Below are 19,240 nucleotides of genomic sequence, written 5' to 3'. Positions count from 1 at the left end.
GAAATTCTCTTCCGAATCACCCTTGCGGAATCCGTTTGCGCCGCTAAATAGACCTTTCCGGGGATTTTCGGCGGGTCGGCAACGGCCCGCCTGTTCGGCTATGGCCGCAGCGATGCCGTGCGTTTTTTCAAGAGCGTCAGGGTTAAGTTGGGCTTAAGGCCTCGCCCCTATTGGTAGCGCGAGCCGCATCATGGGACCTTTTGGCCTCGTGGCGAGTTGAGCGAGCATAGACGCAAGGCGTAACGGCCCGGCGGACGGCGGAGATGACTATGGCAACCAAGGCCACCGAAAACGACGAAGTCCAGGATACCGGCAACGAGGGTCCGGACGGGCCGCTTCTCGACCTCAGCGATGCCGCCGTCAAGCGGATGATCAAGCTCGCCAAGAAGCGCGGCTATGTGACCTATGACGAACTGAATGAAGTGCTGCCGTCGGACCAGAACTCCTCCGACCAGATCGAAGACATCTACGCCATGCTCTCGGACATGGGCATCAACGTCGTCGATTCCGAGGAGGCCGAGGAGGCCCCGGCCGACGACGGCGCCGCCGAGGAAGAGGGCGAAGTCAGCGAGACCACCGGCACCGCCGTCGCCAAGACCACCACCACCCGCGAGCCGACCGACCGCACCGACGATCCCGTGCGCATGTACCTGCGCGAGATGGGTTCGGTGGAGCTTCTGTCGCGCGAAGGCGAGATCGCCATCGCCAAGCGCATCGAGGCCGGTCGCGAGGCGATGATCGCCGGCCTTTGCGAGAGCCCGCTCACCTTCCAGGCCATCATCTTCTGGCGCGACGAGCTCAACGAGGGCAAGATCCTCCTGCGCGACATCATCGACCTCGAGGCCACCTATGCCGGCCCGGACGGCAAGGGCGGCGCGCTGCCCTTCGAGGGCGGCGAAGAGGGCATGGAAGAGGGCGCTGAACCCTCCGAACGTCCGGCCGCCCCGCGCGGTGAGGACGGCGAGGAGCGGCCCGAGGGCGAACTGCCCGAAGGCGAGATGTCCGACGAGGACGATCTCGAGAACAACGTGTCGCTGTCGGCCATGGAAGCCGAGCTGAAGCCGAAGGTGCTCGAAACCTTCGACCGCATCGCCGAGAACTTCAAGAAGCTGCGCCGGCTGCAGGAGCAGCACGTCGAGAACCGGCTCAAGAACACCACGCTCAGCCCGTCGCAGGAGCGCCGCTACAAGAAGCTCGAGGAAGAGATCCAGGAAGACGTCAAGTCGCTCTCCCTCAACGCCGCGCGCATCGAGGCGCTGGTCGAGCAGCTCTACGACATCAACAAGAAGCTGATGGGCTACGAGGGCAAGCTCCTCCGCCTCGCCGAGAGCTATGGCGTGGGACGCGAGGACTTCCTGCGCCAGTATCAGGCGTCCGAGCTCGATCCCAACTGGATCCGCCGCGTCGCTTCCCTGGCCTCCAAGGGCTGGAAGGAATTCGTCGCCAAGGAAAAGGAAGAGATCCGCGAGCTGCGTCAGACCATCCAGACGCTGTCGTCGGAGACCGGCCTCGAGCCCGGCGAGTTCCGCCGCATCGTCCATCTCGTCCAGAAGGGCGAGAAGGAAGCGCGCATCGCCAAGAAGGAAATGGTGGAGGCCAACCTGCGCCTCGTCATCTCCATCGCCAAGAAGTACACCAACCGCGGCCTGCAGTTCCTCGACCTGATCCAGGAAGGCAACATCGGCCTGATGAAGGCGGTCGACAAGTTCGAGTACCGGCGCGGCTACAAGTTCTCGACCTACGCCACATGGTGGATCCGGCAGGCGATCACCCGCTCGATCGCCGACCAGGCCCGCACCATCCGCATTCCGGTGCACATGATCGAGACGATCAACAAGATCGTCCGCACGTCGCGCCAGATGCTGCACGAGATCGGCCGCGAGCCGACGCCGGAAGAGCTGGCCGAGAAGCTGGCGATGCCGCTCGAGAAGGTGCGCAAGGTGCTGAAGATCGCCAAGGAGCCGATCTCCTTGGAAACGCCGATCGGCGACGAGGAGGACAGCCACCTCGGCGACTTCATCGAGGACAAGAACGCCATCCTGCCGATCGACGCGGCCATCCAGTCGAACCTGCGCGAGACCACCACGCGGGTGCTCGCCTCGCTGACGCCGCGCGAGGAGCGCGTGCTGCGCATGCGCTTCGGCATCGGCATGAACACCGACCACACGCTGGAAGAGGTCGGCCAGCAGTTCTCGGTGACGCGCGAGCGCATCCGTCAGATCGAGGCGAAGGCGCTCCGCAAGCTCAAGCACCCGAGCCGCAGCCGCAAGCTCAGGAGCTTCCTCGACAACTGAGGCAGCGGCCGGACGGAAGACATCAGGACGGTGGGTCGAAAGGCCCGCCGTTCTCGCATTCAGGCGATGGCTGTCGCGAGTTTTGCCCGCGTGCTTTCGAGGCTGCGGGAGAAGACCGTGGGGTCGTCGAGCGCCCGCGACAGTACCAGCGCGCCCTGGATGGCGATCACCGTTTCTTCGGAGAGCGAGCGGGCGAGATCGGGGGCGCTGCCGGCCCGGTCCAGAGCCGAGGCCAGTGCCGACCGCCATTCGGCAAAATAGGCCTTCACCGCCGCGGCGAAGCGGTCCCGGACGTTGTCGAGCGCGAAGGCGCCGACGAGGCAGACGCGCCGGCCGGAGCGGAAGTAGTCGTCGACCGCGCCAATCATGCCGTCGATGGCGGCGCGCGGATCGTCGGCCTCGCGCAGCGGCTTGTAGATCTCCTCCTCGAACCACCCGCCGATCTCGGTGAGCACGGCCGCCGCCATCTCGTCCTTGCCGCCCGGGAAGAAGTGATAGAGGCTGCCCTTGCCGAGGCCGGTCTGCTCGCCGATCACCGAGATGCTGGCGCCCTCGAAGCCATGCTCGCGGAACACCTCGGCCAGCAAGGGGATGACATCGGCGCGCTCGGCGATGGTCTTTGCCATGATTCACAAGCCGAGTTCGCTGAGACCGGGATGACCGGCCGGGCGCGGAGCCGACCGGTCCCAGAAGAACTTGCGGTCGGCCTCACGGATCGGCAGGTCGTTGATCGAGGCATGACGCTTTGCCATCAGGCCGTTCTCGTCGAACTCCCAGTTCTCGTTGCCATAGGCACGGAACCAGTTGCCGGAGTCATCGCGATACTCATAGGCGAAGCGCACGGCGATCCGGTTGCCGGCGGTGGCCCACAGCTCCTTGATCAGGCGATAGTCGAGCTCCCGCGCCCACTTGCGGCTGAGGAAGGCGACGATCTCCTCGCGGCCCACCACGAAGTCGGCGCGGTTCCGCCAGCGGCTGTCCGGCGTGTAGGCGAGCGACACCCGCTGGGGGTCGCAACTGTTCCAGCCGTCCTCGGCGGCGCGGACCTTGAGGATGGCGGTTGCCTCGGTGAAAGGCGGCAGGGGCGGGCGTTGCTCGGTCATGGATGCCTCTTTCTGTACCGTTCGGTAAACTCTGTAATGATCGGTACAGATCGAGCGCGGCGATGTCAATGGCATCGACCTCAGCACCGGCCGCAGTGCCGCCCGAAATGGAGGTGACCATGCCGGTGAAACCGCCATGGGAGCCTCCCACGTGAAGACGCCCGTCAGATTATCCCGCGCGCCGTTCCTGAGGTCGATTTCCTTCCGCAAGCCGGAGGAGAGCGACGACTATCCGTTCACCGTGCCGCTGTTCTCCCGCGACTTCGGCATGGCCTTCCTGAAGCCGGTATCGATCTTCGTCGGCGAGAACGGTGCGGGAAAGTCGACGCTTCTCGAAGCCATCGCGCTCCATTGCGGCTTCAACGCCGAGGGCGGCAGCCGGGATCACCAGACCCACGGGCGGAGCGACGTCGATCCAGTGCTCGAATGCCTGCGCTTCTCCTGGCTGCCGCGGGTGACCACGGGCTTCTTCTTCCGGGCCGAGAGCTTCTTTGCCTTCTCAAACTACATCGACCAAGTCTCGGCCGGCCGCACCGACGCCTACAGTCTCAACGGCGGCCGGTCGCTGCATCACCAGTCGCACGGCGAGGCCTTCCTGGCGCTGTTCTCCAAGCGGCTGGGCGGCCGAGGCGTCTACATCTTCGACGAACCGGAGGCGGCGCTGTCGCCGGCCCGGCAGATGACCTTCCTCACCATACTCAGGCGGATGGAGCTGACGACGCAGTGCCAGATCATCATGGCGACGCATTCGCCGATCCTGATGAGCTATCCGTTCGGCGAGCTGTTCTCCTTCGAGGGCAACGGCGACCTCCGGGAAATCTCCTTCAAGGCCAGCGAGCACTGGAAGCTCTATGGGCGCTTTCTTGCCAACCCCGAGAAGTTCCACGACGCGCTGTTCGAGGACGAGTGAGCCTCACGGTTCGGACGGAAAGGCCTCGGTGCTCGGCATGGGTGCGGCTTCCTTCAGCATGATCAGCTCGATGCGGCGGTTGCCGGAGAGGAAGGGATCGTCGGGGAACATCGGGTCGCGGTCGGCGACGCCGGTGACTTCGGCAAGGCTGCCCGGCCCGAGGCCGAAGCTGCCGAGGATGGCGGCGGCCGAGATTGCCCGGTCGGACGACAGTTGCCAGGCCGCCCCGCCGGCGATGGCGAGATCTCCAACCGATTCCGTGTGGCCGACAATGCGGAGCCGGCCCGGCATCTGCTGGATGACGGGCGCGATGCGCGACAGCACGATCTTCAGCCGTTCGGTGGGCTCGCGCGATTGAGACGCGAACATCGGCCGGCCGTCCTGGTCGATGATCGAGATGTGCAGGCCGTCGTCGGCGACCTTGAGGATCACCTGCTTGGAGAGTTCGGCGTAATCGGGGAGGTCCTGCAAGGCCTGCCGCAAGGACTCCGAGGCGGTGAGATAGTCGCGCGGCTTGCTCTCGGCCGCCTTCTCGAACCGGTTGGTGTTCACCTCCGGCCCCTGCTTCTCATACTGGTCGTTGAAGTCGGTGGCGAACTCCACCGCCTCGGACAGGGACATGGACTCGACGTTGCGCAGATATTTGCGCTCGGGCAGGCCGCTCTGCTCGATCATGCCGGCCGGGCGCTGCACCGACTGATAGCCGAAGGCGTCGCGCATCGAGCCGGCCGCCTCGTTGAGCTTCTGCTCGTCCTGGCTGGAAAAGGACACGATCATCACGAACAGCGCCATGAGAAGGCTCATGAGGTCGGCGAAGGTGATCACCCATGGCGCCCCGCCATGGCCGCCAGCCTCGCCGCCGCCGCGCTTCTTCTGGGCCATTGTCTGCCCTCCGCTCCCCAGCGCCTCGACGGTTCCGCCGCCTCGGCATTTCTGGCAGGGTAGGGGCTCGGGTATTAATAAACCGTACCGTACGGTATGATTACTTTATGCATACCGTGGACCACTCACGCGTCCTCGAAATGCGCCCGGGTCTCGTCATCGGCCGGGAAGAAGGATTCGATCAGCACGCCCTCGGCCAGCGCGTCCTGCACCGAACCGAATGTGGTGAGCGTGGTGATGAAACTCAGCGTCTTGCCGTCCAGCCACAGGGATATCGGCAGGATCGGCAGACGGGCGCTGTGGGGATGGTCCTCAAGGGCGGCCTGGACCTCCGGCAGCGCTGACAGCCGTTCGATGCGGCGCGACAGCGGCGAGCGGGGGCCCTGCATCCAGGCTTCGCCGCGGATGCGGTGCACGAGGTCGGCCGCCGTCTCGGGCCAGTTGGCGATGATGTCGCGGAGCGGCGACGGCCCGAGATAGGCCTCCAGGAAGTTGACGCCGGGTTTGGCCTCGATACCGGCGGCTCCGGCCAGCGCGGCAAAGGGATGGTTGGCGGCGAGAACGTTGTATTGGTGATCGAAGACCACGCCGGGATAGGGATCGTGGCGCCCGAGGATCAGGCCGATCGCCTGGGCGATGGCCGGCGGCAGACCGTCGAGCGCCTGGGCCGGCCGGGTGCCGAAATGCGGTCGGAAGCCGGCGGCGGAAAACATCATGCCCTGGTCGCGGGCGGGAATGTCGAGCACGGCGGAGAGCCGGAGGATCATGCCCTCGGTCGGGCGGGAGCGGCCGGTTTCGAGGAATGACAGGTGGCGCGCCGAAATGCCGGCTTCCGTCGCCAGATCGAGCTGGCTCATGCGCCGGTGGCTGCGCCATTCCTTCAGTTGCTCGCCGAACTGCATGGGTCTCTCCGAACATCTTCCGGCATTTGACGGCAAGCGCCGCCGCAAATCCATTACCTCGGAGGTAATGAGGCATTACCTCGGAGGTAATGAGGCATTACCTCGGAGGTAATTGGTTTCCTTCCGTCCGACGATGAAGATCGGCCCGTCAGCACGAAAGGAACACGCCATGTTCGATCTCATCAAGCGCAACCTTCTGAAATCCGTCCTCTTCGCCGACGGCATCGTGTCGGTCACGGCCGGCGTCGCCTTCCTTGGCTTTTCCGGACTCATCGCGAAGTTGATCGGACCGGCCTTCACGGCCGATGCGATCCTGGGCCTCGGCGCCTTTCTGGTCCTCTGGGGCCTTTATCATCTGGTTCTCGGTGGGCAGGCGTCGATCGGCGGCGTGCGGATTGCCATCGCGGGCGATGCCCTCTGGGTGCTCGGCAGCATCGCGGTGCTGGTGGCCGACTGGGATGGGCTCACCTCGCTCGGTGCCGCTTTCATTACCCTCACCGCGGTGGCGGTCGCCGACATCATGCTGCTGAAGATGAAGGGCCTCAGCGATCGGCGGCGCCTGGCGGCGGCCTGACCGGCCCGCGAGGCGCCGCTGCTCTGGTCAAGGTACCGGCCGCTATTTCAGCGGCAGGAACAGGTCGGCGGCCGCCTCGCTCTCCGGCACCTCCGGGTAGAGCATCAGGCGCTGGCAGTAGATCGGGAAGTCGCGGGCTTCCTCGCCGCTCTGCGGCAGCCAGTCGCGATAGAGGAAGAGCGCGGCGGGCTCCAGATTGTGGGTGTCGCCGGTGACGCGCAGCACCGCGCAGCGGCCACCGGGGATCTCGCCGGCCTTGACCCCGTCGCTCTCGTCGATCGGCCGGTCGGTGCCGACGCAGAGATCGACGCTATAGTCGGCGGGATCGGCGGGCCGCCGCTCGGAGCGCCAGACGTTGAAGGTCGGGCTGGTGCTGGGGGAGAGGCCGGCGGCCTTGCGCCAGGCGATGAAGCGCTGGATGGAGGCGCCGAGCGTCGCCGGGTCGCCCCGGTGTTCGACGATCGCCACCCTGGTGGCCGGCACGTCGCGGATGGTCACGTCGTCGGCGGTGAAGGTCTTGTGCATGAGCTTGCTCCTCGCGTCGTCGAGAGGCCCGAAGGCCGCAAGCCACGGTTCCCAGTCGGGAGATTTCTGGAAGGACGACGGCGACTGCCCCAGCCGTTGCCGGAAGGCGCGGGCGAAGGCGTCGGGTGCCTCATAGCCGGCGTCCATGGCGACGTCGGTGACGCTCTGATCATCCCTGTAGGCCAGCCGGAAGGAGGCGCGCTTCATGCGCGCGAGCTGGACATAGCGATGCACCGAAAGGCCGAAGGTCGCCGTGAACTGCCGATGGAAGTGATATTTCGAGTAGGCAGCGATGCCGCTCAGCGTATCGAGGTCCAGATCCTCGTCGAGATGCCGGTCGATGTGATCGAGCACCCGCTGCATCCGGGCATGATAGGCTTGAAGCGCCGCCTTCATCGTCCTGTCCTCCGTGGCGATGCCAGCTAGCCTTGCTCGGGCGCGGTGCGCTCGACCGATCTTGCGGTTTTATCCTTGCCGACCCCTCACCAGCGCGGTCAGCTCGGCAACCAGCGCGTCGAACACGGCGCGGCAGCGGGTGTTGGCGCCGAGGTCCTCGTGCATCACCACACAGGTCTCCAGATCCTCATGGAAGGCGTCGGGCAGCACGCGCACCAGGTCGGGATCGGCGTCGGCGATGATGGTCTGGCAGATGCCGATGCCGAAGCCGGCCTTGATGGCCGTGAGATGGGCGATGTTGCTGTCGACGCGCAGCGCGAACATGGCCCGGTCGAGGCCGGGGTGGCGCTGGGCAAAGGCCCTGACGGCAGGTGTTTCCGCGTCATAGCCAATGATGTCGTGATGTCTCAGGTCGTCCATGCTCCGGGGCGTGCCGCGGCGGGCGAGGTAATCCTTGTGGGCGTGGAGGCCCACGGGAAAGGCGCCGACGCGCCGCGCGAGCAGCGCCTGCTGCTCGGGCCTGACCATGCGGATGGCGATGTCGGCCTGGCGCTTCAGAAGGTCGTCGACGGCGTTGGAGAGCGACAGCTCGATGGCGAGCAGCGGGTAGCGCTGGCGGAGCCGCGTCAGGATGGCCGGCAGGTGGATGATGCCGACCACCTCGCTGGCACTGATGCGGACGGTGCCGTCCACCTCGCCGGTGCGGCCCTCGGCGGTGCGAAGAAGCGCCGCCGACGTCGAGGCCATCAGCTCGGCGAAGGGTCGAAGCTCCAGCGCCGCGTCGGTGGGGGAGAGGCCGCGCGCGGTGCGCAGGAACAGCGGAGCGCCCACCGCCTCCTCAAGGGCGTCGATATGGCGGGCGATGCTCGGTTGCGTCAGGCCGAGCGCCCGCGCGGCGCCGGACAGCGAGCCCTCGGCGAGCACGGCGTTGAACGTGCGGTAGAGATCCCAGCTTGGTTCGCGGCTCATATATTTCCGTATAGCATATGCAAGATTATCGGCAATTTCGTTCATACGCCGCTGGGGCCATCTTCTGTTCATCAGCAGATGGAGATTGACCATGAACATCGCACTCGTTCTCGGCGCCACCGGCGGTATCGGCGGCGAATTCGCGTCCAAACTGGCGTCCACCGGCTGGCAGGTCAGGGCGCTTCACCGCGACCCCGACAGGGCTGGCAAGGATGGCTGCTTCCAATGGATCAAGGGCGACGCCATGGCCGCCGCCGACGTGGCGAAAGCGGCCAAGGGCGCGTCGCTGATCGTTCACGCCGTCAACCCGCCCGGCTATCGCGACTGGGAGAAGGTGGTGCTGCCGATGCTCGACAACACCATCGCCACCGCCGAGGCGAACGGCGCTCGCATCGTCCTGCCCGGCACGGTCTACAACTACGGCCCGGACGCCTTCCCTGATATCACCGACGACGCGCCGCAGAATCCGCTGACCCGCAAGGGTGGGATCCGCCAGGAGATGGAGCGGCGGCTGAAAGAGGCGGCGCGCGGCAGGGCCAGGGTGTTGATCGTCCGGGCCGGCGACTTCTTCGGCCCCACGGCGGCCAACAGCTGGTTCAGCCAGGGGCTGGTGAAGGCCGGCAGCCGGCCCAAGGCGATCACCTATCCCGGCAAGCGTGGCGTCGGCCACCAGTGGACCTATCTGCCGGATATGGCCGAGGTGCTGCTGCGCCTCATCGAGCATGAAGGTCTCGATGATTTTGCAACCTTCAACATGGGCGGCCATTGGGACGGTGATGGCACGGCAATGATCGGCGCCATTCGCCGTGCCCTCGACGAGCCGTTCCTGCCGGTGAAAAAGACGCCCTGGCTGATGATGCGTCTCGCCTCGCCGTTCGTGCCCTTCCTCAAGGAGGTGATGGAGATGCGCTACCTCTGGAAGGTGCCGGTGCGCCTCGACAACGCCAGGCTCGTGGCGACGCTGGGTTCCGAGCCGCACACGCCGCTCGACGAGGCCGTCAGGGCGACGCTGAAGGGCATCGGGTGTCTGGGGGACGAGCCGGCCGCGCGAAGCGCCGGCCGGGCCAGCCTGTCGAGGGTGTGAGCGAGGCCAAAAGGTGACTCGAAATCTCTCCTTGCCTCGATACCGACTAGTTGGTACGTTGCGAGGCGAGGAGAAGGCGATGTTCAGACTGGCCGCGAAGATGGACGCCCGCTCGAAGCTGTTGGACGCCGCGTTGTCGGTGATCCGGCACAAGGGCTATTCTGCGTCGACGGTGGATGAGCTCTGTTCGGCGGCCGGCGTCACCAAGGGCGCCTTCTTCCACCATTTCAAGAGCAAGGACGAACTGGGCGTCGCCGCGGCGGACCACTGGTCGGCCACGACATCCGCGATGTTCGCCGAGGCGGCCTACCACCGCCATGCCGATCCGCTCGACCGCGTGCTCGCCTATATCGACTTCCGCAAGAGCCTCATCACCGGCGGCCTGCCCGACTTCACCTGCCTCGTGGGCACCATGGTACAGGAGACCTACGAGACCGCGCCCGATATCCGCGACGCCTGCGACCGCAGCATCAGCGGCCACGCGGCGACGCTCGTTGCCGACATCGAGGCGGCGATGGCCGAGCGGGACATGGTGGCGACGGGGTTGACGGCCCAGTCGCTCGCCCTGCACACCCAGGCGGTCCTGCAGGGCGCCTTCATCCTGGCCAAGGCCAAGGGAGGGGCGGACGTGGCAAAGAGCAGCGTCGACCACTTGCGGCGCTATATCGAGTTGCTGTTCGGCCGGACGCCGGCGGCATGAACCGCGCTTCCGGTGAGGACGGTCACCGGAAGCGCCGACGTTTCTTGAGGAGGACACTATCATGACCGATCTCGTGACGTGCCTGTGGTACGACCATGGCGAGGCCCGCAAGGCGGCGGAGTTCTACGCCAAGACCTTTCCCGACAGCCATGTCGGCCGTGCCATGGCTGCCCCCGGCGATTTCCCCGGCGGCCACGAAGGCGTCGAGCTGACCGTGGAGTTCACCGTGCTCGGCCGGAAGTTCGTCGGCCTCAATGGCGGCCCGGTGTTCAAATCGAACGAGTCGGTCAGCTTCATGGTGGTCACCGAGACCCAGGAGGAAACCGACCGCTACTGGAACGCCATCGTCGGCAATGGCGGCGCCGAGAGCGAGTGCGGCTGGTGCAAGGACCGCTGGGGCTTCTCCTGGCAGATCACGCCGCGGGTGCTGCTCGACCTGACGGCGGGCCCGGATGCCGCCAAGGCCAAGCGGGTGTTCGACGCGATGATGACGATGAGGAAGATCGACATCGCCACGCTGGAGAGGGCCGCTGCGGCCTGAGGAGCCTCGGATGATCCCGACGATTACCGCCTTCGCGCGGTCGCCCGACGGCGGCCGCGGCCTGGCGCGCGACATGCGCGTGCGCTGGGCGCTGGAGGAGACGGGCCAGCGCTATGAGGTGCGGCTCGTGTCCTTCAAGGCCATGAAGGAGCCCGATCATCTCGCGCTCCACCCCTTCGGCCAGATCCCGACCTACGAGGAGGGCGACCTCGCCCTGTTCGAGACGGGGTCGATCATCCTCCACATCGCCGAGCGCCATGAGGGCCTGCTGCCGAGAGACGAGAAGGCACGAGCACGGGCGATCACCTGGATGTTCGCGGCGCTCAACACGGTGGAGCCGCCCATCCTCGACCGGGAAACGACGGCGCTCTCCGAACGCCGGGAGACCTGGGGAGAGGCGCGCCTCAGGCTCACCGAGGACCGCATCCGCGTCCGCCTGTCGCAGCTTTCCGCCCGGCTCGGCGATGCCGAATGGCTCGATGGCGCCTTCAGTGCCGGCGATCTGCTGATGGTGTCGGTGCTGATGCGGCTCGGGCCGCCGATCGTCGACGAGTTCCCCAACCTTTCGGCCTATGTGGCGCGCGGTCAGGCCCGCCCCGCCTATCGGCGGGCGTTTGAGGCGCAGCTTGAGGTTTTCAGGCGTGGTGGTGGAGGGGGCTAGGCGCTCAGTTGGTCGGGTGTGGTGGGGGGATAACAAAAGCCTTGCCAACCACCCTCCCGTATTTGGCGATTATGCGAGGCAACTCATCGACCATTGCGAACTCGCTCCGATCGGCTTCCATCAGACAGGCTTCGATTTCAGCAGTCTGCCACTCATCTTTGGCGGAGGTGTCTGGCAGTGCGCGCGGTTTCCTTGAGGAGGGTGCTATTTTTCGATGTCTCGGGAAACCTCAGAAATGAGGCGGATGGGTCGGTATAGGGAGGTGACTATGCCATGTCCTCGAACGGTGGAGGGTTCGCTCGGTCGAGTGCCTCTTGCTTGAAAGCAATGCCCGTCATGATATATGATATGCATATCAGATGGAGGCGTTGATGCGGGCGCTGGTGGATATTCCTGACGACATGGTGGAGAAGCTGAATGCCCTGTCGCGCGAGAAGGGCGTTTCCAGGGCGTCGCTGATCCGGGCGGCGCTCTCCCGCCTCGTCGACGAGGCGCAGACGGGCGATGTCGATGCGGCCTTCGGCCTCTGGCGCGGCGGCGAGGACGGCCTCGCTTACCAGGAACGGATGCGGACGGAATGGTGAAGCCGCTGTTCGATAGCTGCATCCTGATCGACTACCTGCAAGGTCTTCCGGAAGCCCGCGAGGAGCTGAAGCGCTACGACCGGAGCGCCATCAGCATCGTCACCTGGATGGAGGTGATGGTCGGCGCGGACGCCAGCGTGGAGGCGGCGACGCGGGCCTTTCTCGCGGCTTTCGAGACGATCGGTGTCGACGCCGAGATCGCCGAACGGGCGGTGGCCATCCGGCGGGAGCGGCGCATGCGCCTGCCCGACGCCATCATCAAGGCGACGGCCGATGTGGCCGGCGCGCTGCTGGTTACCCGCAACAGTCGGGATTTCCCGGCGGATATGCCCGGCGTGCGGATCCCCTATGGGCTGAAGGCACCTTCGTAGGGGAGATCTATATTCGCCGCTCGCCTTGTTCTGCCCAAGGTCCTGCGCCTTCGCGCAGGAAGATAGAATTATCTAATGAAAACATATAGGTAGATTGTCCTTCTGCGCGAAGGCCTCTTGAACTCGCGTGCGAACTCAAGGTGAACCTCGGGCAGAAAGAGGCAAGGGACTCGAATAGGGCGCATATGTCCTGTCCATTGAAGGCGTAACCTGCCCCTCCGCCTTGCCCTCATCCTCTCGCGGCCTTATTGCTGGGGAACCACGAAACGGAGGGAAGCCCATGTCGTTCCTGAAGAAACTGTTCGGCCTCGGTGACGGTGCGCCGGCGGCGGACAAGCCTGTGGAGACGCAGGAGTACAAGGGCTTCAAGATCGCCGCGACGCCCTTCAAGGATGGCGGCCAGTGGCAGCTTTGCGGCGTGGTCAGCCTGGAGGAAGACGGTGTCACTCGCGAGCACCGCTTCATTCGCGCCGACAAGTTCTCCGACGTCGATCAGGCCAAGGAGATGGCCTTCGAGAAGGGCCGGCTGATCGTGGATCAACTCGGCAAGTCTGTCTTTAATTAGCGCTTCGCCGGCTCCACCGCTTCCGCCTTCAGGCGCAGGCGATGACGCTGCGCCTTGACGCGGTTGCCGCAGGAATCCATGGCGCACCAGCGGCGCTTCTGCGAGCGGCTGGTGTCGAGGAAGACGCCGCCGCAGGGGTCGGCCTCGCACATGCGCAGCGTGCCGGCGTGCGGCAGGGCCAAGAAGGCGCCGATGGCGAGCGCGGCCCGGGCGAGCGGCAGGGCCATGTCGGCGCCGGCCAGCGGATCGGCGGGCAGGCCGGCGATCGCCAGATTCTGCGGGCCGAGTGCCGTGGCGACCATGTGGCGCAACGCCTCGGATGGCGGAGGAGCGGTGATCGTCGTGCGCGTCGCCTCGCCGAGATGGATCTTCCAGATATCCCGCAATCGGACGGTGGCCGAGAACACGTCGGCGGCCTGCAAGGGCATCAGCGTCTCCGCCTCTCCGAGGCGGTCGTGCTCGTGCTCCGACAACAGGCCGGCGACGACCGCCCAGTCGATCAGCGCCGGGTAGCCGGTGAGGAAGTCGATCTCGCGGCCGTCGCGCCAATGGCGAGTGTTGGCGAAATCGAGCGCCGCGTCGCCGCCCAGCATCCTGAGCCGCCCGAGCTCGGAGAAATAGGCCGCCACCTCATCTGTTGATCGCTTATGCGGCATCCTGTAACCTCTTACGGGGTTACTTAATCTCCCCGTCGCGTTTTTGACAGTGTGCGAGACAACGATAGCGAGGGGAACCATGCGACGCATCCACTTGTTTCCGACGCTTCTTGCGCTTCTGGTCGCGCTGGCCGTTCCAGCGGCCGCCTTCGAGCCGAGCGACATCTACACATCCCAGGTGGTGGTGAGCGGGCAGGGCGAGGCCAACCGCCTGACCGGCTTCGGCATCTGCCTCGAACGGGTGCTGACGCGCGTCACCGGCGACGTCACGCTGGCCGGCAAGCCCGAAGCCAGGGCGGCGATGACGAAAGCGGCCGATTATGTCGCCGCCTATTCCTATCGCGATCGCCTTGAGGGGCGCCCCATCCACGACGAGCAGGGCACCTATGACCGGCCGCACAACCTCACCTGCCGCTTCAAGACGGCGCCGCTCGACAGGCTGATCGGCGATCTCGGCGGCAAGCCGTGGCTGATGCGCCGGCCGGTGATCGCCGTGTTCCTCGACGTAGAGAAGCCGGCCGCCCGCTACACCGTGGCGGCCAACAACGAGCGCGACCTCGCCATGCGCCAATCCCTCGGCAACGCCTCCAACCTGATCGCCTTGGACGTGGTGTTCCCGCCGGAGACGGCCGCGCTCAACCTCGATCCCGCCCATCTCGATCCCGCGTCGTCCGTGCTGAAAGAGGCGGCCGAGGCGGCTGGCGGCGACCTGCCGCTGGCGGGCCGGCTCGTCTGGAGCGACGCCGATCACGGCTGGGTGGCGGACTGGGCGCTGGAACAGGGCGGCACGGTCCACCGCTGGTCGGTACGCGGCGTCAGCTTCGACGATGCCTTCCGGACGGCGCTCTGGGGCGCAGCGCGGCTTCTCTCGGGCAGCGGAGAGCCGGTTGCAAATCCCCAATAAGCAGCGGTTGCTTCCGTCTCGTCATCTGTCCTAAGACCCACACACCCTCAGGCAATCTCGGGTTGGGACATATGTCGGAAGAACCCTACGGCGAACTCACCATCCGCACCATCGCCATGCCGGCGGACACCAATGCCAATGGCGACATCTTCGGCGGCTGGCTGATGAGCCAGATGGATTCGGCCGGCGGCATGGCGGCGGTGCAGCGCTGCGGCGGCCGGGTGGTGACGGTGGCGGTCAACGCCATGGTGTTCCACCGGCCGGTGAAGGTGGGCGACATTCTCTGCGTCTATACCGACATCGTGCGCGTCGGCCGCAGCTCCATGCATATCCGCATCGAGGTCTGGGTGCGCCGCTTCATCACCGACCTCCACGAGAAGGTGACCGAGGGCGAGTTCACCTATGTGGCGATCGATGAGAACGGCCGCTCGCGGCCGGTCGATCCGGTGGCCTGACGGCAAAACGGCGGGCCCGAGGACCCGTCGAGTGGAGAGATTGGGAGCGCCTGGGAGCTTACTTGGCCGCCGGCTCGATTTCCCAGGTCATATGAACGGTGGCGCGGATGTCCTGCTCGCCGGCCATGAAGGGCACGACTTCGGCCTGCGGCGCCGCCTTGGCCATCATCATGGGCATCGGCGGGTTGTTCTCGCCGCCCTCGGAGACCGAGAGGAGGCGCTTCAGCGTGAAGCCGCCGGCCTTGGCATAGAGCGCGGCGCGGGTTTCCAGCGTCTTCATCGCCTCGACGCGCGCCTCGTCCATCAGGCTGTCCTGGTCGTCGACGGTGAAGCTGATGCCGCGCACGTCGTTGGCGCCGACACGGATCACCTTGTCCAGCAGGCCGCCGGCCTTGGCGATGTCGCGCAGCTTGACGGTGACGGCGTTGGACACGCGATAGCCGGTGATCTTCGGCGGCTCCTGCGTGCCGTCGTCCTTCTGTGGCGGGTAGACCATCACCGGGTCGATGGTGAAGGAGGAGGTGGCGATGTCCTTGTCGGCGACGCCGGCCTCCTTCAGGGCGGCGAGCGTCTTCTCCATGGCCGCGTTGTTGGCGCTCAGCGCCTTGTCGGCGGAGTCCGCCTCCTGCACCACGCCCAGCGACACGATGGCGGTATCCGGCGTGGCACTGACGACGCCATCGGCCGTGAGCGTCAGCGTGGCGGTCGCCGGGTCGGCGGCCAAGGCGGCGGCAGGCAGCAGCACCATGCCGGCGGCGACCAGAAGCGGGCGGGAAAAGGCGATCATCGTCAGTCTCTCCGTCTCATGCTATTCGGGGCTTGCCCGATCGACGCGGACCATCGCCCGGCATTGAGGCGGAATCGTGGGTGGTAGAACTACCGAAGGTCGCAATGCCCGAAAGCGGTCGGCCGGCCTTCGCTTGCCGTCATCGCAGTCCCGGTATGGCAAATCCGCCGTCGATCAGGATGCTCTGTCCGGTGACGAAGGCGGCCTGGTCGGACGCGAGCCACAGGGCGGCTTCGGCGATGTCATCGGGCTGTCCCAACCGCTTGAGGGCCGCATGGTTGGTAAGCGCCTGCCGGACTGCATCGGGCACGCCCGAGCCGCTGAACATCTCGGTTTCGATGACGCCCGGCGCAATGCTGTTGACGCGTATGCCGTTGCCACCGACTTCCAGCGCCAGAGCCCGCGTCATGGCATCGACCCCCGCCTTGCTGGCCGCATAGGCGGTGGTTCCGGCGCTGGCGGCGCGCGCCACGAAGGACGATGTGTTGATGATGGAGCCGCGGGTGGCGGAGGCCAGCATCGCCCGGACTTCCGCCCGCGCCATCAGCCATACGCCGCGCAGGTTGGTGCCGATCACCGCGTCGAACTCCGTAGCCGGCATCTCCGCCAGCGGCGCCATGGAGCCCAGCATGCCGGCATTGTTGAAGGCGATGTCGAGGCCGCCGAAGGTGGCGACCACCTCATCGACCGCCGCCGCCACCGCGCTTTCGTCGGAGACATCGGCCGCGATCGATCTGGCCTTGCCGCCGGCGCGCCGGATCTCCTCGGCCACCGCCTCCAGCTTGGCGGCAGTGCGGCCCAGCAGCGCCAGCGCGGCGCCCTCGCGGGCGAACGTGAGGGCGGTCGCCTTGCCAATGCCGCTGCCGGCGCCCGATATCAGCGCCACTTTTCCAACGAGCCGTTCGTGACCTTGCGTCATGGTTCCACCCTTTCTGCGAACGACTGATAGATCATTGTCCGGTGTGTCCTATACAATGGGCTGAAATGTCAGCTATCTCATGAACGGGATGCATCAATGCGTGGTGTTGAATATGCGGAACTGGAGGCCTTCCTTGCCGTTGCCCGGCTCGGAAGCTTTCGGCGGGCGGCCGAGGCGTTGACCGTATCCCCGTCGGCCATCAGCCATACCGTCCGGGCGCTCGAGGAACGGCTTGGAACCCGCCTGTTTCACCGCACCACGCGAAGCCTGTCGCTGACGGAGGATGGCGCCAGGCTTCGCGACCGGATCGCCCCCGCCTTTGCGGCCATCGCCTTTTCGGTTGCCGAGGCGGCGAGGGAGGCCGGCACGCTGTCGGGCACCGTTCGGCTGACGGTTCCGCGCGTCGCCTCGCAGATGATCCTGGCGCCCCGCCTGCCGTCCTTCCTGCGGCGCCACCCGGACATCTCGGTGGAAGTGGACATCAACGACCAGCTCATCGACAGCGTGGCGGAAGGGTTCGATGCCGGCATCCGATTGGGCGAGGCCTTGCGAAGCGACATGGAGAGCCTGCCGATCTCGCCGCCGCTTCGCGGCCTGCTCGTCGCCTCGCCCGACTATCTCGCCCGCCACGGGCGACCGCGCGAGCCGGCGGATCTCGATGGCCATCGGTGGCTGAACTACCGTCTCGGGGCTGGAAGGACGCTCGCCTGGGAGTTTCAACGCGGCGATGCCGGGACGGTGCTGAGCAAGGCCGGGGCTCTGTCCACCAACGACGCCGATCTCTTGATCGCCGCCGCGCTCGAGGGGTGTGGCATCGCCTGCGTGACGGAGGGCACCGTTGATCCGCATCTGAAGTCCGGAGGACTGGTGACGGTGTTGGAGGAGTGGTCGCAGCCCTATCCAGGGTGGTTCATCTACTTTCCCAAGGGGCGCCTGCTGTCACCGGCGCTGCGGCTTCTCTGCCGGCATCTCGGCGAGGGGTTCCTCGGCGATGACGCCTGAGCGGACGATGCCGCGAGGGACCTGCTCAGGGCTCGCATGCGCGCCGGCTCGCGGCATCGGCCAGCGCGTTGTACTGGCCGTCGACGAGGCGGAGGATTTCACGCTCGGCGAGGTCGGCCAGCGTGCCGTCCGGCTGGCGGCTCCGGAGGCGCGCCGCGTCGAAGTCATGGCCGGGGCCGCCGAACTCCGAGCGGTAGGCCACGGCGGATATCTCCCAGTCGTCGCCGTCGTGGTCCAGGGTGACGACGCAGTCGATGCCACCGAGAAGCACGCCGGCCCGGCCGATCAGTTCCACGTGGGCCGGCACCTCCACGGAGGCACCCTGGAGATCGGGGCCATCGAAGCGGTGGGGATAGGCGGCAAGGCGATTGGCCCAGATGGCATCGGTATCGAGCAAGGCGGTCTCCATCGGCAGCGGGGTGCGATGGGACAACCATAATGGGCAAAAGACTATTTCCTCCGATGGGCTGAATGCGGTGCAGCCCCTTGGGCTCGGCGAGGATCTGCCCATATAGGGCTGAGTGCCGGGGCGGAGGGCCGCATGCATACGCAGGCATCGCTGACAGCCGATCTTCAGGCGCTGGGCCTCCGGCCCGGCGACCTCGTGATGGTCCATGCCTCGCTGAAGGCGATCGGCCCGGTCGACGGCGGCGCCAGGGCGGTGGTCGATGCGCTCCGCGCCGCCGTCGGGCCGGAGGGCACGCTGATGGGCTATGCCTCCTGGGATCGGTCACCCTATGAGGAGACGCTGAACGGCGCCCGCCTCGGCGACGAAGAGCGGCGGGCATGGCCGCCCTTCGATCCGGCGGCATCAGGCACCTATCGCGGCTTCGGCCTGCTCAACCAGTTTCTTCTGGACACGCCGGGCGCCCGACGCAGCGCCCATCCCGACGCCTCGATGGTGGCGGTGGGACGGTTGGCCGCGGCGCTGACCGAGCCGCATCGCCTCGGGGAAGCGCTGGGGAAGGGCTCACCGCTCGAGCGCTTCGTGGAGAGTGGCGGCAAGGTGCTGCTGTTGGGCGCCCCGCTCGACACGGTCACCGTGCTGCACTATGCCGAGGCCATCGCCGACATTCCCGGCAAGCGCCGCGTCACCTACGAGATGCCGATGCTGGGGCCGGACGGTGAGGTCGTCTGGCAGCGGGCGGAGGATTTCGATTCCAACGGCATTCTCGACCGTTTCGCCATCGAGGGTGAGCCCGACGCCGTCGAGACGATCGCCAATGCCTATGTGGCGCTGGGGCGCCACCGCGAGGGGCTGGTCGGCTCCGCGCGCTGCCACCTCATCGAAGCGCGGGATATCGTCGCCTTCGGCGTCGCCTATCTGGAGGCGCTTGACTGAGATCTGCGGCGAAGAGGTGGATGGAGGAGCATCAGACGCCTTGTGCAGAGGAGCGCGATATCAACGTTGCGCTCCATTCTGCCTGAGGTCCACCTTGAATTCGCACGCGAATTC

Annotated in this window: 24 protein-coding genes; 14 read left to right on the top strand and 10 right to left on the bottom strand. The window is 66.3% G+C overall.

Annotated features, from left to right (window positions below):
- The first annotated feature begins 269 nt into the window (after nucleotides 1-269).
- Complete coding sequence (gene rpoD / locus CXZ10_RS10755) at nucleotides 270-2,294, top strand: RNA polymerase sigma factor RpoD (protein WP_101289167.1); 2,025 nt, start codon at nucleotides 270-272, stop codon at nucleotides 2,292-2,294.
- 59 nt (nucleotides 2,295-2,353) lie between these two features.
- Here rpoD and CXZ10_RS10750 read toward each other — a convergent pair whose 3' ends face one another.
- Nucleotides 2,354-2,920: a TetR/AcrR family transcriptional regulator gene (locus CXZ10_RS10750; protein ID WP_101289166.1), complete on the bottom strand. Its 567-nt coding sequence runs from the start codon at nucleotides 2,918-2,920 to the stop codon at nucleotides 2,354-2,356.
- Between the two features lie 3 nt (nucleotides 2,921-2,923).
- Nucleotides 2,924-3,397 (bottom strand): nuclear transport factor 2 family protein, encoded by a 474-nt coding sequence (locus tag CXZ10_RS10745; protein WP_101289165.1) that lies wholly within the window; start codon nucleotides 3,395-3,397, stop codon nucleotides 2,924-2,926.
- Nucleotides 3,398-3,548: 151 nt separating this feature from the next.
- Here CXZ10_RS10745 and CXZ10_RS10740 point away from each other — a divergent pair, with 151 nt between their 5' ends.
- On the top strand, nucleotides 3,549-4,307 hold the full coding sequence (locus CXZ10_RS10740; RefSeq protein ID WP_210199905.1) for an AAA family ATPase: 759 nt from the start codon (nucleotides 3,549-3,551) through the stop codon (nucleotides 4,305-4,307).
- A 3-nt stretch (nucleotides 4,308-4,310) separates the two neighbouring features.
- Here the strand turns inward: CXZ10_RS10740 and CXZ10_RS10735 are convergent, their stop codons facing one another.
- Nucleotides 4,311-5,189 carry an OmpA/MotB family protein gene (locus CXZ10_RS10735; protein WP_101289163.1) on the bottom strand — a complete coding sequence of 293 codons (879 nt, stop codon included), beginning with the start codon at nucleotides 5,187-5,189 and terminating at the stop codon, nucleotides 4,311-4,313.
- A 125-nt stretch (nucleotides 5,190-5,314) separates the two neighbouring features.
- The gene (locus CXZ10_RS10730; RefSeq protein ID WP_101289162.1) at nucleotides 5,315-6,091 is read right to left on the bottom strand and encodes a helix-turn-helix domain-containing protein; all 777 of its coding nucleotides are present in this window, start codon (nucleotides 6,089-6,091) and stop codon (nucleotides 5,315-5,317) included.
- Between the two features lie 169 nt (nucleotides 6,092-6,260).
- Here CXZ10_RS10730 and CXZ10_RS10725 point away from each other — a divergent pair, with 169 nt between their 5' ends.
- Complete coding sequence (locus CXZ10_RS10725; RefSeq protein ID WP_101289161.1) at nucleotides 6,261-6,665, top strand: hypothetical protein; 405 nt, start codon at nucleotides 6,261-6,263, stop codon at nucleotides 6,663-6,665.
- Between the two features lie 42 nt (nucleotides 6,666-6,707).
- Here CXZ10_RS10725 and CXZ10_RS10720 read toward each other — a convergent pair whose 3' ends face one another.
- A complete protein-coding gene (locus CXZ10_RS10720) occupies nucleotides 6,708-7,586 on the bottom strand; it encodes an AraC family transcriptional regulator (RefSeq protein WP_101289160.1) in 879 nt (292 codons plus the stop codon).
- A gap of 69 nt (nucleotides 7,587-7,655) precedes the next feature.
- Nucleotides 7,656-8,555, bottom strand: coding sequence for a LysR family transcriptional regulator (locus CXZ10_RS10715; RefSeq protein WP_101289159.1), 900 nt, complete (start codon nucleotides 8,553-8,555; stop codon nucleotides 7,656-7,658).
- Nucleotides 8,556-8,646: 91 nt separating this feature from the next.
- Here CXZ10_RS10715 and CXZ10_RS10710 point away from each other — a divergent pair, with 91 nt between their 5' ends.
- The 7 genes from CXZ10_RS10710 to CXZ10_RS10680 all read left to right on the top strand — a co-directional run bounded on the left by CXZ10_RS10710 (nucleotide 8,647) and on the right by CXZ10_RS10680 (nucleotide 13,061).
- Complete coding sequence (locus CXZ10_RS10710; RefSeq protein WP_180335949.1) at nucleotides 8,647-9,639, top strand: NAD-dependent epimerase/dehydratase family protein; 993 nt, start codon at nucleotides 8,647-8,649, stop codon at nucleotides 9,637-9,639.
- 79 nt (nucleotides 9,640-9,718) lie between these two features.
- Nucleotides 9,719-10,339 (top strand): TetR/AcrR family transcriptional regulator, encoded by a 621-nt coding sequence (locus CXZ10_RS10705; RefSeq protein ID WP_101289157.1) that lies wholly within the window; start codon nucleotides 9,719-9,721, stop codon nucleotides 10,337-10,339.
- Between the two features lie 61 nt (nucleotides 10,340-10,400).
- Nucleotides 10,401-10,880, top strand: a complete 480-nt coding sequence (locus tag CXZ10_RS10700) for a VOC family protein (protein WP_101289156.1) — start codon at nucleotides 10,401-10,403, stop codon at nucleotides 10,878-10,880.
- A 10-nt stretch (nucleotides 10,881-10,890) separates the two neighbouring features.
- Entirely contained in the window at nucleotides 10,891-11,541 is a 651-nt protein-coding gene (locus CXZ10_RS10695) for a glutathione S-transferase family protein (RefSeq protein ID WP_101289155.1), read from the top strand.
- A 371-nt stretch (nucleotides 11,542-11,912) separates the two neighbouring features.
- Nucleotides 11,913-12,125: a ribbon-helix-helix protein, CopG family gene (locus CXZ10_RS10690; RefSeq protein WP_101289154.1), complete on the top strand. Its 213-nt coding sequence runs from the start codon at nucleotides 11,913-11,915 to the stop codon at nucleotides 12,123-12,125.
- Entirely contained in the window at nucleotides 12,119-12,496 is a 378-nt protein-coding gene (locus tag CXZ10_RS10685; protein WP_101289153.1) for a type II toxin-antitoxin system VapC family toxin, read from the top strand. The genes CXZ10_RS10690 and CXZ10_RS10685 overlap by 7 nt, the downstream gene beginning before the upstream one ends.
- A gap of 280 nt (nucleotides 12,497-12,776) precedes the next feature.
- Nucleotides 12,777-13,061 carry an HlyU family transcriptional regulator gene (locus tag CXZ10_RS10680; RefSeq protein ID WP_101289152.1) on the top strand — a complete coding sequence of 95 codons (285 nt, stop codon included), beginning with the start codon at nucleotides 12,777-12,779 and terminating at the stop codon, nucleotides 13,059-13,061.
- Here the strand turns inward: CXZ10_RS10680 and CXZ10_RS10675 are convergent.
- Complete coding sequence (locus CXZ10_RS10675) at nucleotides 13,058-13,717, bottom strand: CGNR zinc finger domain-containing protein (protein ID WP_180335948.1); 660 nt, start codon at nucleotides 13,715-13,717, stop codon at nucleotides 13,058-13,060. The two genes, CXZ10_RS10680 and CXZ10_RS10675, sit on opposite strands and share 4 nt — an antisense overlap.
- Before the next feature lie 79 nt (nucleotides 13,718-13,796).
- Between CXZ10_RS10675 and CXZ10_RS10670 the strand changes: the two genes are divergently transcribed.
- Nucleotides 13,797-14,621 (top strand): DUF2066 domain-containing protein, encoded by an 825-nt coding sequence (locus CXZ10_RS10670; protein WP_101289151.1) that lies wholly within the window; start codon nucleotides 13,797-13,799, stop codon nucleotides 14,619-14,621.
- A 71-nt stretch (nucleotides 14,622-14,692) separates the two neighbouring features.
- Complete coding sequence (locus CXZ10_RS10665) at nucleotides 14,693-15,076, top strand: acyl-CoA thioesterase (RefSeq protein WP_101289150.1); 384 nt, start codon at nucleotides 14,693-14,695, stop codon at nucleotides 15,074-15,076.
- A gap of 58 nt (nucleotides 15,077-15,134) precedes the next feature.
- Here CXZ10_RS10665 and CXZ10_RS10660 read toward each other — a convergent pair whose 3' ends face one another.
- Together CXZ10_RS10660 and CXZ10_RS10655 are read right to left on the bottom strand one after the other, a co-directional pair.
- Nucleotides 15,135-15,863 (bottom strand): SIMPL domain-containing protein, encoded by a 729-nt coding sequence (locus CXZ10_RS10660; protein WP_101289149.1) that lies wholly within the window; start codon nucleotides 15,861-15,863, stop codon nucleotides 15,135-15,137.
- 139 nt (nucleotides 15,864-16,002) lie between these two features.
- The gene (locus CXZ10_RS10655; RefSeq protein ID WP_101289148.1) at nucleotides 16,003-16,782 is read right to left on the bottom strand and encodes an SDR family NAD(P)-dependent oxidoreductase; all 780 of its coding nucleotides are present in this window, start codon (nucleotides 16,780-16,782) and stop codon (nucleotides 16,003-16,005) included.
- Nucleotides 16,783-16,878: 96 nt separating this feature from the next.
- Here CXZ10_RS10655 and CXZ10_RS10650 point away from each other — a divergent pair, with 96 nt between their 5' ends.
- Entirely contained in the window at nucleotides 16,879-17,784 is a 906-nt protein-coding gene (locus CXZ10_RS10650; protein ID WP_101289147.1) for a LysR family transcriptional regulator, read from the top strand.
- Between the two features lie 25 nt (nucleotides 17,785-17,809).
- Here CXZ10_RS10650 and CXZ10_RS10645 read toward each other — a convergent pair whose 3' ends face one another.
- The gene (locus CXZ10_RS10645) at nucleotides 17,810-18,181 is read right to left on the bottom strand and encodes a hypothetical protein (RefSeq protein WP_143741511.1); all 372 of its coding nucleotides are present in this window, start codon (nucleotides 18,179-18,181) and stop codon (nucleotides 17,810-17,812) included.
- A 144-nt stretch (nucleotides 18,182-18,325) separates the two neighbouring features.
- On the opposite strand from CXZ10_RS10645, the gene aac(3) reads away from it, so the two are divergent.
- Nucleotides 18,326-19,126 (top strand): aminoglycoside 3-N-acetyltransferase, encoded by an 801-nt coding sequence (aac(3), locus tag CXZ10_RS10640; protein WP_101289145.1) that lies wholly within the window; start codon nucleotides 18,326-18,328, stop codon nucleotides 19,124-19,126.
- Nucleotides 19,127-19,240: the final 114 nt, after the last annotated feature.

This window comes from Pleomorphomonas diazotrophica (genome assembly GCF_002844595.1).
GTDB lineage: Bacteria > Pseudomonadota > Alphaproteobacteria > Rhizobiales > Pleomorphomonadaceae > Pleomorphomonas > Pleomorphomonas diazotrophica.
Note: the sequence above shows the minus strand (reverse complement) of the source record. Positions and strands in the feature narration are given on the sequence as shown.

Excerpts from the sequence above, each read along its gene's own strand:
- rpoD (WP_101289167.1), top strand. The coding sequence starts at position 270 with ATGGCAACCAAGGCCACCGAAAACGACGAAGTCCAGGATACCGGCAAC.
- CXZ10_RS10730 (WP_101289162.1), bottom strand. The coding sequence starts at position 6,091 with ATGCAGTTCGGCGAGCAACTGAAGGAATGGCGCAGCCACCGGCGCATG.
- CXZ10_RS10720 (WP_101289160.1), bottom strand. The coding sequence starts at position 7,586 with ATGAAGGCGGCGCTTCAAGCCTATCATGCCCGGATGCAGCGGGTGCTC.
- CXZ10_RS10725 (WP_101289161.1), top strand. The coding sequence starts at position 6,261 with ATGTTCGATCTCATCAAGCGCAACCTTCTGAAATCCGTCCTCTTCGCC.
- CXZ10_RS10665 (WP_101289150.1), top strand. The coding sequence starts at position 14,693 with ATGTCGGAAGAACCCTACGGCGAACTCACCATCCGCACCATCGCCATG.
- CXZ10_RS10705 (WP_101289157.1), top strand. The coding sequence starts at position 9,719 with ATGTTCAGACTGGCCGCGAAGATGGACGCCCGCTCGAAGCTGTTGGAC.
- CXZ10_RS10710 (WP_180335949.1), top strand. The coding sequence starts at position 8,647 with ATGAACATCGCACTCGTTCTCGGCGCCACCGGCGGTATCGGCGGCGAA.
- CXZ10_RS10745 (WP_101289165.1), bottom strand. The coding sequence starts at position 3,397 with ATGACCGAGCAACGCCCGCCCCTGCCGCCTTTCACCGAGGCAACCGCC.
- CXZ10_RS10650 (WP_101289147.1), top strand. The coding sequence starts at position 16,879 with ATGCGTGGTGTTGAATATGCGGAACTGGAGGCCTTCCTTGCCGTTGCC.
- CXZ10_RS10690 (WP_101289154.1), top strand. The coding sequence starts at position 11,913 with ATGCGGGCGCTGGTGGATATTCCTGACGACATGGTGGAGAAGCTGAAT.
- CXZ10_RS10695 (WP_101289155.1), top strand. The coding sequence starts at position 10,891 with ATGATCCCGACGATTACCGCCTTCGCGCGGTCGCCCGACGGCGGCCGC.
- CXZ10_RS10655 (WP_101289148.1), bottom strand. The coding sequence starts at position 16,782 with ATGACGCAAGGTCACGAACGGCTCGTTGGAAAAGTGGCGCTGATATCG.
- CXZ10_RS10680 (WP_101289152.1), top strand. The coding sequence starts at position 12,777 with ATGTCGTTCCTGAAGAAACTGTTCGGCCTCGGTGACGGTGCGCCGGCG.
- CXZ10_RS10715 (WP_101289159.1), bottom strand. The coding sequence starts at position 8,555 with ATGAGCCGCGAACCAAGCTGGGATCTCTACCGCACGTTCAACGCCGTG.
- CXZ10_RS10670 (WP_101289151.1), top strand. The coding sequence starts at position 13,797 with ATGCGACGCATCCACTTGTTTCCGACGCTTCTTGCGCTTCTGGTCGCG.
- CXZ10_RS10735 (WP_101289163.1), bottom strand. The coding sequence starts at position 5,189 with ATGGCCCAGAAGAAGCGCGGCGGCGGCGAGGCTGGCGGCCATGGCGGG.
- CXZ10_RS10750 (WP_101289166.1), bottom strand. The coding sequence starts at position 2,920 with ATGGCAAAGACCATCGCCGAGCGCGCCGATGTCATCCCCTTGCTGGCC.
- CXZ10_RS10675 (WP_180335948.1), bottom strand. The coding sequence starts at position 13,717 with ATGCCGCATAAGCGATCAACAGATGAGGTGGCGGCCTATTTCTCCGAG.
- CXZ10_RS10660 (WP_101289149.1), bottom strand. The coding sequence starts at position 15,863 with ATGATCGCCTTTTCCCGCCCGCTTCTGGTCGCCGCCGGCATGGTGCTG.
- CXZ10_RS10700 (WP_101289156.1), top strand. The coding sequence starts at position 10,401 with ATGACCGATCTCGTGACGTGCCTGTGGTACGACCATGGCGAGGCCCGC.
- CXZ10_RS10685 (WP_101289153.1), top strand. The coding sequence starts at position 12,119 with ATGGTGAAGCCGCTGTTCGATAGCTGCATCCTGATCGACTACCTGCAA.